Origin of the sequence: Stenotrophomonas sp. Y6, from assembly GCF_022436665.1 — a bacterium.
GTDB classification, from domain to species: Bacteria; Pseudomonadota; Gammaproteobacteria; order Xanthomonadales; family Xanthomonadaceae; genus Stenotrophomonas; species Stenotrophomonas acidaminiphila_A.
Genome location: NZ_JAKUKB010000008.1, coordinates 151,820 through 165,523 on the forward strand (window position 1 = coordinate 151,820; position 13,704 = coordinate 165,523).

The 13,704-nt window shown below is 70.1% G+C and carries 16 protein-coding genes; 5 read left to right on the forward strand and 11 right to left on the reverse strand.

What is annotated here, in order from left to right; translation table 11 throughout:
* Positions 1–13 precede the first annotated feature (13 nt).
* The 7 genes from azu to ccmA form a co-directional block, all read right to left on the reverse strand.
* Complete coding sequence (gene azu, locus MKP15_RS10450; RefSeq protein WP_104938644.1) at positions 14–469, reverse strand: azurin; 456 nt, start codon at positions 467–469, stop codon at positions 14–16.
* 131 nt (positions 470–600) lie between these two features.
* Complete coding sequence (locus MKP15_RS10455; protein ID WP_240212664.1) at positions 601–1,353, reverse strand: c-type cytochrome; 753 nt, start codon at positions 1,351–1,353, stop codon at positions 601–603.
* Positions 1,350–3,875 (reverse strand): MtrB/PioB family outer membrane beta-barrel protein, encoded by a 2,526-nt coding sequence (locus MKP15_RS10460; protein WP_240212665.1) that lies wholly within the window; start codon positions 3,873–3,875, stop codon positions 1,350–1,352. Before MKP15_RS10460 ends, MKP15_RS10455 begins: the two co-directional genes overlap by 4 nt.
* Positions 3,876–3,893: 18 nt before the next feature.
* A complete protein-coding gene (locus tag MKP15_RS10465) occupies positions 3,894–4,937 on the reverse strand; it encodes a DmsE family decaheme c-type cytochrome (protein WP_240212666.1) in 1,044 nt (347 codons plus the stop codon).
* 113 nt (positions 4,938–5,050) lie between these two features.
* Positions 5,051–5,665 carry a TetR/AcrR family transcriptional regulator gene (locus tag MKP15_RS10470; RefSeq protein ID WP_240212667.1) on the reverse strand — a complete coding sequence of 205 codons (615 nt, stop codon included), beginning with the start codon at positions 5,663–5,665 and terminating at the stop codon, positions 5,051–5,053.
* A gap of 104 nt (positions 5,666–5,769) precedes the next feature.
* Positions 5,770–6,465: a heme exporter protein CcmB gene (gene ccmB, locus MKP15_RS10475; protein WP_104938649.1), complete on the reverse strand. Its 696-nt coding sequence runs from the start codon at positions 6,463–6,465 to the stop codon at positions 5,770–5,772.
* Positions 6,462–7,118, reverse strand: a complete 657-nt coding sequence (gene ccmA, locus MKP15_RS10480) for a heme ABC exporter ATP-binding protein CcmA (protein WP_104938650.1) — start codon at positions 7,116–7,118, stop codon at positions 6,462–6,464. The genes ccmB and ccmA overlap by 4 nt, the downstream gene beginning before the upstream one ends.
* Before the next feature lie 161 nt (positions 7,119–7,279).
* Between ccmA and MKP15_RS10485 the strand changes: the two genes are divergently transcribed.
* The 5 genes from MKP15_RS10485 to MKP15_RS10505 all read left to right on the forward strand — a co-directional run bounded on the left by MKP15_RS10485 (position 7,280) and on the right by MKP15_RS10505 (position 10,090).
* Positions 7,280–8,428: a pyridoxal phosphate-dependent aminotransferase gene (locus MKP15_RS10485; RefSeq protein ID WP_240212668.1), complete on the forward strand. Its 1,149-nt coding sequence runs from the start codon at positions 7,280–7,282 to the stop codon at positions 8,426–8,428.
* Entirely contained in the window at positions 8,425–8,571 is a 147-nt protein-coding gene (locus MKP15_RS10490; protein ID WP_240212669.1) for a hypothetical protein, read from the forward strand. Before MKP15_RS10485 ends, MKP15_RS10490 begins: the two co-directional genes overlap by 4 nt.
* Positions 8,572–8,576: 5 nt before the next feature.
* Entirely contained in the window at positions 8,577–8,762 is a 186-nt protein-coding gene (locus MKP15_RS10495; RefSeq protein ID WP_240212670.1) for a hypothetical protein, read from the forward strand.
* Positions 8,755–9,552: an amidohydrolase gene (locus tag MKP15_RS10500; RefSeq protein ID WP_240212671.1), complete on the forward strand. Its 798-nt coding sequence runs from the start codon at positions 8,755–8,757 to the stop codon at positions 9,550–9,552. The genes MKP15_RS10495 and MKP15_RS10500 overlap by 8 nt, the downstream gene beginning before the upstream one ends.
* A gap of 106 nt (positions 9,553–9,658) precedes the next feature.
* Positions 9,659–10,090, forward strand: a complete 432-nt coding sequence (locus MKP15_RS10505) for a hypothetical protein (RefSeq protein ID WP_240212672.1) — start codon at positions 9,659–9,661, stop codon at positions 10,088–10,090.
* Between the two features lie 42 nt (positions 10,091–10,132).
* Here the strand turns inward: MKP15_RS10505 and MKP15_RS10510 are convergent, their stop codons facing one another.
* The 4 genes from MKP15_RS10510 to scpB all read right to left on the reverse strand — a co-directional run bounded on the left by MKP15_RS10510 (position 10,133) and on the right by scpB (position 13,688).
* Complete coding sequence (locus MKP15_RS10510) at positions 10,133–10,783, reverse strand: hypothetical protein (protein ID WP_240212673.1); 651 nt, start codon at positions 10,781–10,783, stop codon at positions 10,133–10,135.
* A gap of 3 nt (positions 10,784–10,786) precedes the next feature.
* On the reverse strand, positions 10,787–11,128 hold the full coding sequence (locus tag MKP15_RS10515; protein ID WP_240212798.1) for a type II toxin-antitoxin system prevent-host-death family antitoxin: 342 nt from the start codon (positions 11,126–11,128) through the stop codon (positions 10,787–10,789).
* 137 nt (positions 11,129–11,265) lie between these two features.
* Positions 11,266–12,852, reverse strand: a complete 1,587-nt coding sequence (locus MKP15_RS10520; RefSeq protein ID WP_240212674.1) for a pseudouridine synthase — start codon at positions 12,850–12,852, stop codon at positions 11,266–11,268.
* Complete coding sequence (scpB, locus tag MKP15_RS10525) at positions 12,849–13,688, reverse strand: SMC-Scp complex subunit ScpB (RefSeq protein ID WP_240212675.1); 840 nt, start codon at positions 13,686–13,688, stop codon at positions 12,849–12,851. The genes MKP15_RS10520 and scpB overlap by 4 nt, the downstream gene beginning before the upstream one ends.
* Positions 13,689–13,704 lie beyond the last annotated feature (16 nt).

The following is a 13,704-nucleotide window of genomic DNA, read 5'->3' on the forward strand; positions in this document are numbered from 1 at the left end:
CGCGCCGTGGCGGTCACTTCAGGGTGAGCGTGCCCTTCATCAGCGCCGCGTGGCCGGGGAAGCTGCAGAAGAACGACAGCGGCGCGCCGGCCGCGGTGAGCTTGGCCACCGGAATGCTGAACGAGGTGCTTTCGCCGCCGCCGACCACCTTGCTGTGGGCGATGACCCGGGTGTCCCCGGCCTTGATGTAGTCGGCGGCCAGCCCGGCCTTGATGCCGTCGGCGTCGATGCCGGCCATGTCGGCGGTCTTGGCGACGACCACGTTGTGGCCCATCACGTTCTTGGCCATTTTGCCGGTGTGCTTGAGGTTGACGGTGAAACTGGCGCAGCTCTTGGGCACGTCGATGTTGGCCATGTTGTAGCGCATGGCGTCGTTGCCTTCCAGGTTCACCGAGCAGCTGCCGGCGGCCTGGGCGGCACCGGCGGCGCCGAGGGCCAGGGTGGAAGCGAGGATCAGTTTGCGGAACATCGTCAAAGCTCCTGTCTACGGGGAGGGGCCGCCGCTACGGGCGGATGGCCGGCCATGCTGTCGCCGGCGTTTCGGGTTGACAAGCGACGTGATGTCGCAGGGGGGGGCGGCCTGCGCCGCGTCGTGCATGCTCAGTCCTCACCCAGGCCGGAAAGCCAGGACGAGACGGCCTGGATGCTGTCCGCGTCCAGCCGCCGGCCGATGCCGCCCATGATGAAGTCGCTGGTGGAGTCGTGCAGGTCGCCTTCGCGGTATTCAGCCAGCTTGCTCTGCAGGTAGGCCGCCTGCTGGCCGCGCAGGACCGGGAAGGTGGCGTACGGCGTGCGCCCGTTGCGGTCGGCGACATCGGCATCGCGCATGCCGCGGGCATCGGCGCCGTGGCAGCCCTGGCACGGGGGGATGCCCTTGGCGGCATCACCGTGCAGATAGAGCGCCCGGCCGCGTTCGAGCAGCGCGGCGTCCACCGGTTCGGCGGGCGTGTTGCCGGTGCCGGCCCGCGCCGCGGGCAGCGGCAGGCTGGCGTAATAGGCCGCCAGGTCGCGCATGTCCTGGTCGTCGAGGGTACTGACCAGGGGCGTCATCGGTGACAGATGGCGCCCGCGCTTCAGCTCGACCAGTTGCCAGTAGGCGAAGTCGGCGCGCTGCCCGCCGATATTGGGGAACGGCGGCGCGGTGCCGCCGCCGTCGTCGCCGTGGCAGGCGCCGCAGACCTGCGATTTCCGCTTGCCGGCGGCCGCGTCGCCGCTGATGCGCGGGACCGCGCGCAGGTCGAGGTAGCGCGGATGCAGCGTGGCCGCAGGCGCGTCGCCGTCCGCGCCGCTGGCGACAGGGGCCAGGCCGGCCAGGCCGCCGGCAAGCACCAGCGGGAGCAGGGGGCATTTCATAGCGCCACCTCCAGCATCATTCCCAGCAGGTTGACGCGGTAGCTTGACGGGCCGCCATCGACGTACACGCGGTGGTCGTAGACCAGCGTGTCCTCGAAACCGAAGTAGTGCCAGTCCGAGAGGTTGCCGCGCTCCCAGGTGTCGAACACGCGCAGCCGCACGCGCTGGCCCAGCGGCATCGACAGCCCTGCGGTGAGCGAGTTGACCCGGTAGACCATCACCGGGTAGCTGCCGCTGGCCAGCGCCGCGTTGGCCGGCACGGTGAGCGCGCCGGGCGAATTCATGCGGTAGCCGGTGCGCCCGCGCGAGGACGTCCAGTTCCAGGCCAGGTCCAGGCTGGCGCGGCCGAGCCGGCGGCTGAGGTTCAGCCCGGCATAGTGGTTGCGCTGGGTATCGTCCATCCACCAGCGGTTGGCCTCGGGATAGGTGGGGCCGCCGAGTTGCGGGTCGCTGCCGGCGGCCTCGTTGACATTGGCGAACACCAGCTCGGAGCGGTCGTGGCCGTACCAGGCGCTGGCGGTGGTGTCCGGGTCCGGCTGCCATTCCCACTGCACGCTGGTGGCGTAGCTGTCCAGCTTCTGACGCCCGATCCGTGCATCGTAGTGGTTGCGGTCCGCGCGCGCGGAGACGTAGACGGTCATGTCGCTCGGCAGGATGAAGGTCGCCATCAGGTCCAGCTTGTGCTGGGTACGCGAGGCGATGTCGTATTTGCGCAGCGCCGCGACCGTGTGCGGCGGCAGCCCCGCGGCCGGTTCGACGAAGCCCGGCAGCGAACTGGAGAAGGTGAACTCGTATGGGTTGTAGTAATAGCGGCTGCCACCACGGTCCAGCCAGCTGTAGTTGGCGCGCAGGGTGAGCCAGTCGGCGGTGCGGTTGTTCCAGCTCAGCCTGAGCATGTTGTCGCGGGTGGTGGCGACCTCGCGGTGCGCACGCTCGATCCAGGTGAAGGTGTAGGTGGCGCCGAGCGTGTTGCGTGGCGACGGGCGCCAGTCCAGGCCGGTGGAGAGCTCGCGGGTTTCCTTGTCCAGCGGCAGGTTGCGGATGCGGGTGAGTACCGAGCGGTTGGCGCCGGGGTCCCACAGGCCCATCTCGCCGGGCACCACCGAGCCCTGGGCGCCGTTCTCGGCGATGTAGCCCCATTGGTCGGTCAGCGGGTTGTACGACCAGTAGGTGCCGGCGTAGTCCTCGCGCAGGTAGCGCGCGGTGCTGCGCCAGGTCAGGCCGTCCAGCGGCTGCAGCACCAGGCGCGCGTCGAGCTTCTGGTTGTTGATCGCCATGTCGGCGCGGTCGCGCGACAGCGCGGCGGTGGTGTTCCAGTCGGCGCAGTTGGCCAGGAACGGCGGCGCCAGGTCCTGGCCGAACTGCCCCTGGCAATCCATCGGTGGCAGCAGGCGGTCGTTCTGGCGCATCGTGCTCAGTGACGCGGCGAGGGTGAAATCGCCCTTCCACGCCGGCAGCCGGCGGCTCACGCTGGCACCAAACCGGTGGTAGTCGTTGTCGGGCTCGTAGGCGAACGAGCCCTGGTACAGCGGGGGCGAGTTGGCCCCGGCCACCGAGCCGACCGCGAACGGCACCGCGTAGCTGAAACTGCGCTGGGCATGGCGGAACAGCGAGCCGGTGTAGCTGAATTCGCTGCGCCACAGGTTGCCGACGAAGCGGAAGCCGCCGCTGAAGTTGAGCGTGCTGTCGTCGATCGGGCGCGGGATCTCGTAGATGCCGCCGTTGTTGGCGAACGGGTAGTTGAAGAAGAACGGGCCGCCGAACGGGCGCGCGCCCTTGCGCTGCTCGTGGGTGAGGCTCGCATAGGTGGTCCAGCGCGGATTGAGCAGGTAGTTGATGCTGACGCCCTGCTTGTCGCGCACCACGGCCAGGGTGATCGGCGGCTGCGCGGCGGAAACGGCCGCGACCTGCGCCGGACTGCTGCCGGCCGCGGCGAGCCCCGGCTTGAGCGTGAGCCGGTCGCTGCCCACGCCGTCCCAGATCGAGCGCGCGTTGCCACTGAGCACGTTGGGCGAGCTGCGCATGAAGGCCTGCACCCGGTAGCGCCCGGCCTGGCCGAACAACGCGCGGTAATACTGGTTGTCCCGGTCCAGCCGGCTCAGGCGCAGGTCGGCATAACGGCCGTCGCTGGCGCGGCGCAGGCTGAAGTCGGCCTGCAGCAGCAGACCGTCGTCCGGGTTGCGGAACCGCCGCCAGTTGGTATTGGCGGTGTCGCCGCTGACGTGCAGGTAGCCCAGTGCGACGTCGCCCGACCACTGCCAGCCACCATCGCCGGCCGGCTTCAACGCCGGCACCTGCGGGTTGCAGCCATACAGGAAGCCGGTTGGCGTGCGCTTGGGGGTCGCCGTCAGCCAGCTGGTGCCGTCCGGGTCGCAGCCGCGCCAACCGACGCGGCCGGACGGGTCCAGCCAGTTGCCGAACTGCAGGTCGATGCCGGCGCCACTGTCCTGTGCCCGTGCCAGCGCGGCCAGGAGGGCGAGGGGCAGCAGCGGCCAGCGGCAGGCATGGGGGCGTTTCCACATGTGCATGGCGTCCTCCCGTTACTTGTGCAGGCGTGGGCCGGAGGGGTGATTGGAGCCGTGGACCTGCGCGTGGCAGGTGATGCAGCCGCGGCCCATCAGGCGTTCGTCCGGGGTCACGCCATTGCCGAGCGACAACGCCGTCTGCAGGTCATTGGGGTGACGGGTGTGCGAATGGCACTGCTGGCACAGCATCGGGATCGGAGCGACCAGCAGGGCGTGCTGGTTGGAGCCATGCACCTGGTGGCAGTTGAGGCAGCTCTCGCGCACCGGCGCGTGTTCGAACAGGAACGGCCCGCGTTTTTCGGCGTGGCACTGGTAGCAGGTCTCGTTGACCGTGTCGGTCTTGAGCAGGGTGGCGTTGAGCGTGCCGTGCGGGTTGTGGCAATCCACGCAGCTGATCTGGCCTTCCGGCAGCGGCATGTGCGAGCGGCGGTTGAACTGCTGGCGGATGTCCTTGTGGCAGGTGGCGCAGGTCTCGCTCACCGACTGCTTGGCGGTCAGGCCTTCGGCGGAGAATTTCTGCATGGGATTGTGGCAGTCGCTGCACGACAGCTCGTTGCGCTGGTGGATCGAGCCCAGCCATGTGTCGCGCGGGCCGCCGGAATGGCAGCCCAGGCAGCTTTCGGTCTGGTTGGCCACGGGCGTGCCGCCCTCATGGGTGAAGGCGATGATCGCGCCCTTGGCGGTCGGGTTGGCCGCATGCACCGAGCCGGGGCCATGGCAGGCCTCGCAGGTGGCGGTGGCCGGATTGGCGGCCAGCGCCACCTGCATGCCCAGCGCATGCGCGGTGTGCGCGAAGTTGTCGCTCTCCTTGGCATGGCAGGCCGTGCAGACCTGTTCGCCGACCGGCTTGGCCTCGGGGTGCGCCGTGTTGCGCGCGGGCACCGCGTCGGCGAAGCCGGGCGGGGCGTTGAAGCCATGCCCGGAAACGGAGGAGGCGAAGCGGGTCTCGGGGAGCTTGACCGCCTGTGCCGGGGCGCCGGCCTGGACCGGGGCCAGCCATGCCGCGGACACCAGCAGCGCGGCGGCAAGCAGCAATACGAAGGCGAGATAGAACCGCACGTTCTTCTCCTTGTTGCCCCTGCCAAGGGGGATGGCAACAGCGTAATTGCGATTACGGTGCGATTTTGAGAAAGCGAGCGTTCAGGTCAAGCTGCAACGCAGCAAGCCAGCGTTCAGGAACGGGGGATGGCGCCCTGCAGGAACAACCGTACCGCCGAGCGGGTACGGGCCTGGATCCGCGGCAGATGGGTGGCGTCGACCCAGCCGCTGACGGACTGGATGATCAGCCCGCCGAAGACCAGCATGTAGAAGTGGTCGGCGGCCATGTCCGGGTCCTCGATGCGCAGGCGGCCGGCGCGCGCTTCGCGGGCGAAATACTGGCTCAACAGCCGTTCCATCGGCTGGATGCCATGGGCGCGGAACCAGTCGCGCAGGGCCGGTTGGCTGATGCCTTCGGCGGTGATGATGCGGTGGCAGGCGATGCGCGCGGGACTGAGGATCTCCTCGACCATGTGGCAGGCCGCCTCCTCCAGCGCCTGCCCGGGTGGCAACGGCGAATCCAGCAGGTCCTCCACCTCCTTGCCGAAGTCACGGATGCTGCGCTCCATCAGCGCGTGGACCAGGCCTTCCTTGTCGCCGAAGGCGCGGTACAGCGTGGACAGCGAACCGCCGGCGCGCTTGACGATGTCCGCCAGGCGCGCGCCCTGGTAGCCCTTCTCGTTGAATACTTCGATGGCGACGTCCAGGAACCGCTCCACGCGCCGTTCGCCGCGACGTTGCAGTTCCACTGCCGGGCGTGGCGGAAGCGTGGGTTTTTCCGGGGGCGGGGGCGGTGGCTGGCGCATGCGGGGGTGCGGGTGGAGCCCGGCGCCAAGGATAGCGCCTGCGCTGCTCAGGAGCTGGCGATGCGGATCGCTGCCGCGGCAGTCAGCGGCGCCAGCAGCAGGCTCACCACCAGGCCCGCACCGAGCAGCAGCAGCGCGCCGCTGGCATCGAAGCCCTGTGCCGCCGCCGCCACCGCGCCGGCGCCGAACACCAGCACCGGCACGTACAGCGGCAGCACCAGCAGCGCCAGCAGGATGCCGGAGCGGCGCATGCCCACGGTGAGCGCGGCGACCACCGCGCCGAGCAGGCTCAGCAGGGGCGTGCCCAGCGCCAGCGACGCCACCAGTACCGGCAGCTGCGCGCGTGGCAGCTGCATCAGTTCGGCCAGCAGCGGACTGACCAGCACCAGCGGGAAGGCGGTGGTCAGCCAGTGCGAGAACACCCGCACCGCGACCAGCCATGGCAACGGCACCGGCGACAGCAGCCACTGCTCCAGCGAGCCGTCCTCGGCATCGCCACGGAACAGGGTGTCCAGCGACAGCAGCCCGGCCAGCAGCACCGACAGCCACAGCACGGCCGCGGCCACCCGCTGCAGCAACTCCGGATTGCCGCCCAGGGCCAGGGCGAACAGCGCCACCACCAGCAGCGCGAACAGGATCGGCTGCGCGGCGTCGCCGCGACGCCGCCACAGCAGTTTCAGGTCGCGCGCGAGCAGCGCCCGGGCGGCGTCGAGCAGGGTGGGCTGCGGTCCGGGCAGGCTCATGCGGCGGCCTCCACCGCGGCAGGGCCGAGGGTGAGCGTGCGGTTGCGCACCGGTGGCGCGGCATAGGCGCCGTGGGTGGTGACCAGCGCGGCGCCGCCGCTGCGCAGGTGCGCGGAAATCATGCGGTTGACCAGGTTGATGCCGTCCAGGTCGAGATTGGCGTAGGGCTCGTCCAGCAGCCATACCGGTGCCGGCGACAGCCACAGCCGGGCCAGCGACAGGCGCTTCTTCTGGCCGGCCGACAGCTGCCGCACCAGGGTGTCCTCGTAGCCGGCCAGGCCGACGATGGCCAGGGCGTTGCCGGGCATCTGCCGCACCCGGCGGCCCTGCAGGCCGCACAGCACGTGCAGGTTCTCCAGCGTGCCCAGGTCCTGCTTGAGCGCGGGCAGGTGGCCCAGGTAGGCGATGTAGCGCGAGCGGTCGCCGGCGCCGGCGGTGCGGCCGTCGATCTGGATCGTGCCGTCGTCGGCGCGCAGCAGCCCGGCGAGCACGCGCAGCAGGGTGGTCTTGCCGGCGCCGTTGCCGCCCTGTACCAGCAGCGCCTCGCCGGCATCCACGTGCAGGTCCAGGGGCCCGAACACCGGGTCGTCGTTGCGGGTGAAGCGCAGTCCGCGCGCGTCGAGCAGCGGCGGGGTGTTCAGGGTAGCGGTCATCGGATCGGGCGCTTCCGTCCTTGGGTGGGAGCGCAGCCAGGCTGGCGCATCGGGCGCGACATTATAGGCATTGCCGCCGGTGCCGCAGCGCGGGCGAGGGCGGCCGTTGCCGCCGGCATTGCGTAAACTCGTCGTTTCCCTTCCCCGACGCCGACGCATCGATGCAACCGCAGACCAAGCTGCCCAAGGTGGGCACCACCATCTTCACCGTGATGTCGCAGCTGGCCGCCGAGCACGGCGCGGTCAACCTGGGCCAGGGCTTCCCGGACTTCCCGGCGCCGCAGCGGCTGATCGACGAGACCGCCCGGGCCATGCGCGAGGGCCTGAACCAGTACGCGCCGATGACCGGCGTGGCGCCGCTGCGCCAGGCCATCGCGCAGAAGGCATTGGACTGCTACGGCGCGCAGGTCGACCCGGATACCGAGATCACGGTGACCTCCGGCGGCACCGAAGCGATCTTCAATGCCATCCATGCGGTGGTGCGCGCCGGCGACGAGGTCATCGTGCTCGACCCGGCCTACGACTGCTACGAGCCGGCCATCGACCTGGCCGGCGCGCGCGCGGTGCATGTGGCGCTGGACCCGCGCACCTTCGCCGTGGACTGGGACAAGGTGCGCGCGGCGATCACCCCCAGGACGCGCATGCTGATGGTCAACACGCCGCACAACCCGTCCGGCGCGATGCTCTCGGCCGCCGACATGCAGGCGCTGGCCGACGTGCTGCGCGGCACCGGCATCTACCTGATCTCCGACGAGGTCTACGAGCACATCGTCTACGACGGCGCCCGCCACGAATCGGCGCTGCGCTACCCGGAGCTGCGCGAGCGCGCGTTCGTGATCTCCAGCTTCGGCAAGACCTACCACTGCACCGGCTGGAAGATCGGCTACGCCATCGCCCCGCCGGCGTTGAGCGCCGAGTTCCGCAAGGTGCACCAGTACAACACCTTCACTACCTACGGCCCGGCGCAGTACGGCTTTGCGGCGATGATCCGCGACGAACCGGAGCACCACCTGGAACTGGGCGCGTTCTACCAGGCCAAGCGCGACCGCTTCCGCGAACAGCTGCTGACCACGCGGCTGCAGCCGCTGCCGGTGCCGGGCGGTTACTTCCAGCTGGTGGATTATTCGGCCATCAGCGACCTGCCGGACCACGAGTTCGTGAGGTGGCTGACCATCGACAAGGGCGTCACCGCCATCCCGCTGTCGCCGTTCTACGAAACCGCGCCGGCCGGGCAGCGCCTGGTGCGGCTGTGCTTCGCCAAGAACGACGCCACGCTGGATGCGGCGATCGAGCGCCTGGTGAAACTGTGACGGACGAAGCGCCCGGCAACGACTGGAAACTGACGTTGCGCTACGGGCGCGCCACCACGCCATTCCAGCACTACGCGCTCATCGCCGATGGCCTTGCCGGGGCGCTTGGGGACGGCTTTGATGCCGTCCTGGGCCGGCGGTGATGGCGATGAAGGGATGGGCAACGGATGCCGACGCCGCCGCGGACATGCGCCGTTTCACCAGCGGCAGGATCGGCTTCGAGATGGCGGGGCGGGTTGAAATCCACGAGACGCCGCCGGACCAACCGCCGCGCGAAAATCCTTTCGGCTATGACATCTGTTTCGTGCCTTATGACGGTGATACCGATGAATGACCTCCGCATTTCCCTCGTGCAGGGCGACACCCGCTGGCACGACCCGGCGGGCAATCGCGCGCATTACGGCGCGCTGCTGGCGCCGCTGGCCGGCACCACCGATCTGGTGATCCTGCCGGAGACCTTCACCAGCGGCTTCTCCAACGACGCCATCGACAAGGCCGAGGACATGGACGGCCCGACCGTGGCCTGGATCCGCGAACAGGCGCGCGCGCTGGGCGCGGCGGTCACCGGCAGCGTGCAGCTGCGCGTCGATGGCGGGGTCTTCAACCGCCTGCTGTGGGCCACGCCTGATGGCGGGCTGTGGCACTACGACAAGCGCCACCTGTTCCGCTATGCCGGCGAGCACAAGCGCTATGCGGCCGGGCGCGAGCGCCTGTGCGTGGAGCTGAAGGGTTGGCGGATCAATCCGCAGATCTGCTACGACCTGCGTTTCCCGGTGTTCTGCCGCAACCGCTTCGACGTCGAGCGCCCCGGGCAGATGGATTTCGACCTGCAGATCTTCGTCGCCAACTGGCCGTCGGCGCGCGCCCATGCCTGGCGCACGCTGGCGCGCGCGCGGGCGATCGAGAACCTGTGCTACGTGGCGGTGGTCAACCGCGTGGGCGTGGACGGCAACGGCCTGCATTACGCCGGCGACAGTGCGGTGATCGACTTCCTCGGCCAGCCGCAGGTGGAAATCCGCGAGCGCGAGCAGGTGGTGACCACCGTGGTCTCGGCGCAGGCACTGGCCGAGCACCGCGAGCGGTTCCCGGCGATGCTGGACGCCGATGCCTTCACCCTGGGCTGACCCGGGGCGACGCTGAACGCCGGCCGGATGGCGCGGCCGGTACCTGTCTGCGGACGCGGGCGCGCTGCTAGGCTCGCCGCGTCCCCTTGCGAGTGGAGAGCGAACCATGAAGATCCTGGCGGGAGCCCTGCTGCTGGCGGCTGCGGTTGTCGCGCCGTCCGCCCACGCGGCCGGCAACATCGACTGCGAACTGCGTTTCAACCTGTCCGGCTGGTCGATCTTCTACAAGACCGCCACCGGCACCGGCACCATCACCTGCGACAACGGCGCCAGCATCCCGGTGAAGATCAGCGCCAAGGGGGGCGGCCTGACGGTCGGCAAGTCCACGGTCAGTGATGGCCGCGGCAAGTTCACCGGTGCCTACAGCGTCAACGACCTGATCGGCACCTACGGCGGGGCCGAGGTCCATGCCGGCGCATCCCGTTCCAGCAACGCCCAGGTGGTGACCAAGGGCGACATCTCGCTGGCCCTGGCCGGAACCGGTCGTGGCTGGGACCTGGGCGTGGGTTTCGGCAAGTTCGTGATCGAACGGCGCTGAATTTCCGCTGCCCGATGCCCGGTCGCCTGCCGGGCATCGGGTTCAGTCGTCCGTGGTCACCGGGAACGCCTTCAGCGCTGCCCACACGATGGGCTTGGCCCATCCGGGTACCTGGGTGAATTCCTCCCGCGTCGTGGGGCAGAGGATCCGTCCGCGTTCCACTTCCAGTACCAGCAGCGGCTCGACCCTGCCATCGGCGTCGGCCGCCCGGCTGTTGTCGTAGAGATGCAAGGCGGTGAGGTGCGGCAACAGCGCGATCAGGTTCAATCGCGAACTGTCGAAGCGCTGGCGGATCTTGCCTTCGGGTATGTCGTGGCCGCCGTTGGCGACGCGTCCGGCGACGCGTCCGGCGACGCGCTGCAGGTGCAGTTCGATGCTTTCCAGCCCGCAGAACCAGAGGCTGACCTCGTGCTGCCGCGCACAGGCTTCGCGCAACAGGGCAGGGATGGTGTTCGCGCCCAGCGTGGTCTCAAAGGCGTAATCGACGTCGTTGGCCATGGCTGCGCGCAGCCGGCGTACGCCTTCCTGCCAGGCGGTCGCATTGGCCTCATCCTGCGGCCAGCCGCATTCGACCAGCCGGCGGGTAAATGCGTCCGGGTCGAACCATACCGTGCCATCCTCGGCCAGCATCGCGCCCAGCAGTGAACTCCTGCCTGCGCCATTGACGCCGGCAAGCACCAGGATCTTCGCCATCGCTTACGACGACTTGCCCAGGACGATCGTGCGTCCGCGGCGGGCGGGGCGGGCCAGGGCGTTTGCCAGGCTGCCCGCCTGCAGCGTCGCCAGGTGGGCGTCGAACTCGGCCTGGAGGGCCTGCAGCGACTGTGCGCGCTGCGCCGCGGCGGAACGGCCGTTGGCCTGGTCAACCAGGCGCTGGTACGCCTCGGCTGAGACCACCACCGCCTGTGGATGATTGTGATGGGTGACGACCACCGCGCCATTCCTGAGCACCTTGCGCATCAGTTCGGGCCAGCCTTTGGCCTTGACGTCGCTGGCGGGCGTCTTTTCCAGATCGGACAGGTTCCGGGTGAAATCCATGGGGTTGTGCAGCTTTTGGGTAAATTTCGCATGGCCGGTCCACGGCGGAGCGGGGAACCGTAAAGCAGAACGCCCGGCGCTGGGCCGGGCGTTCATGTCATGCACGGGCAGGCGGGCCGTGACGGCCGGCCTGCGCCTCAGCCGCCGCGCGGTCCGCGACCGCCCCCGCCGGGACGACCACCACCGGGGCGGCCGCCGCCCGGGCGGCCCGCCGGACGGCCACTGCCGCCGGGACGGTTGCCGCCGCGCGGTGCGCCGGAAGGACGGTTGCCGGCCGGACGCGCGCCGTACGGGCTGAAGCCCGGGGTGGCGTGGTCGGACGGGAAGCTCGGGGCATTACCCGGATGACCGTAGGGATGCTTGCGCTGGCCCTGGCTCTGGCCGGCGCCCTGGCCGCCGCCCTGCGGACGCCCCTGGCCACTGCCGCTGCGTGCGGCGCCGCCGGCACCCGGGCGCGGCTTGCCGTACGGGCGGCCCTGGCCGTCGCCGGCCGGGCCACGGCCGGGACCGCGGCTGCCGGACGGACCGGCGTTGCGGTGGCCGCTGGGCCCGGTGCTCACGCCTTCGGGCACGTACCAGGTGCGGAACGCGGCGGGGTTGCCTTCCGGCAGGCTACGGTCGCCCTTGGGCTTGCGCTGCTTGAACGGCTTCTGCGACTGCTTGGCCGCCGCTTCGCCGCTGACGGTCAGGCCGCCCTTGAAGCCGCCGCCCTTGCCGCCGCGGCCACGGCCGCGGTCTTCGCGCAGGGTGTCGAAGCGGCGCAGTTCGCGGCCTTCGTCGGCGGTGTTGTGGCCGTTGACGTAGGCATTGCCGCGGCCGCCTTCGCGCACGCGCACGGTGGTCTTGGCCGCCTTGCGCTGGCCGATCACCGGCTGCAGGGTCAGCGCCGAGGGCGCGCCTTCTTCCAGCTTCAGTTCGGCGCGCAGCGCCTCGACCTGGGCCTGGGGCAGTTCCACCGACTGCCCGCGCAGCAGTTCGCGCGGCAGTTCGACCTTGCCGTAGCGGGTGCGCTTGAGGCGGCTGACCTGGCAGCCCTGCGATTCCCACAGGCGGCGCACCTCGCGGTTGCGGCCTTCCTTGACCACCACCCGGAACCAGTCGTGCGAGTCGGTGCCGCCGATGCGTTCGATCTCGTCGAACTTGGCCGGGCCGTCTTCCAGCGCGACGCCGCGGGCGAGGCGGTCGACGACGTTGTCCGGCACCTTTTCCTGGCCTTCCGGGGCACGCACGCGCACCACGTACTCGCGCTCGACCTCGAACGACGGGTGCATCATGGCGTTGGCCAGTTCGCCGTCGGTGGTGAGCAGCAGCAGGCCGGTGGTGTTGATGTCCAGGCGGCCGATGGCGATCCAGCGCGCGCCCTTGAGCGGCGGCAGCGACTCGAACACGGTCGGGCGGCCTTCGGGGTCCTCGCGGGTGGTCACTTCGCCTTCGGGCTTGTTGTAGACCAGCACGCGCGACGGGTCGGTCAGCGCGCTGGCGACGAAGCTGCGGCCGTCGAGGTCGATCTTGTCGCCGCTCTTGACCGACATGCCGGTCTGCGCGGTCTCGCCGTTGACCTTGACCAGGCCGTCGGCGATGCGCTGTTCCAGCGCGCGGCGCGAGCCGAGGCCGGCCTGGGCCAGGACCTTGTGCAGGCGTTCTTCCAGCCGGGGCTGCTCGACAGCGGCTTCGCGCTTGAGCGAGAGCTTGTTCAACGACGGCTTGCGGGGGGTGTCACTCATTCTGTTTGGCTCCGGCCGGCGTTTTCTTCGTCGGCCTCAGGTTCGGGATCGGCTTCGTCAACAGCCACGGTCGTCGTCGCGACGGCGTTGTTTCCGGTGTCTTCCACTTCCGCCGCGCGCTCTCCCGGCGCGGCGTCGGGTTCGCCCGTGGGGGCGGTGTCGGGTGCGGCATCCCGGTCGTCAGGGGCTGCCGCGGTGTCGGTGTCGCCGCGCCCGGCAGCGTCGTCCGCTGCGGGGCTGGCCGCGGCGGCGGCGAGCGGCGCGGCCAGCTGGCCGTCGTCGCCCAGCGGCAGCTGCGGCTCCAGCTCGCCGATGTCGCGCAGTTCGGACAGCGGCGGCAGTTCGTCCAGGCGCTTGAGGCCGAAGTAGTCCAGGAACGCGCGGGTGGTGCCGAACAGCGCCGGCTTGCCGGGCACGTCGCGGTGGCCGACCACGCGGATCCATTCGCGCTCTTCCAGCGCCTGGATGATGTTGCTGCTCACCGCCACGCCACGCACCTGCTCGATCTCGCCGCGGGTGATCGGCTGGCGGTAGGCGATCAGGGCCAGGGTCTCCAGGGTGGCGCGGGTGTAGCGGGTCTTGCGTTCGGTCCACAGCCGCGAGACCCAGCCGTGCACCTCGCGGGTGATCTGGTAACGGAAGCCGGAGGCGACCTCGACCAGCTCCACCCCGCGCCCCTGGCAGTCTTCGCGCAGCAGCTCCAGCGCGCGTTCGACGCTGCCCGGCGGCGCCGGCTGATCCTCGGGGAACAGCTCCTGCAGCTGCGCCAGGGTCAGCGGCTGGCTGGAGGCCAGCAGCGCGCCTTCGACGATGCGGTTGATCAGCGGTTGATCCATGGGGCGGGAATCGGGC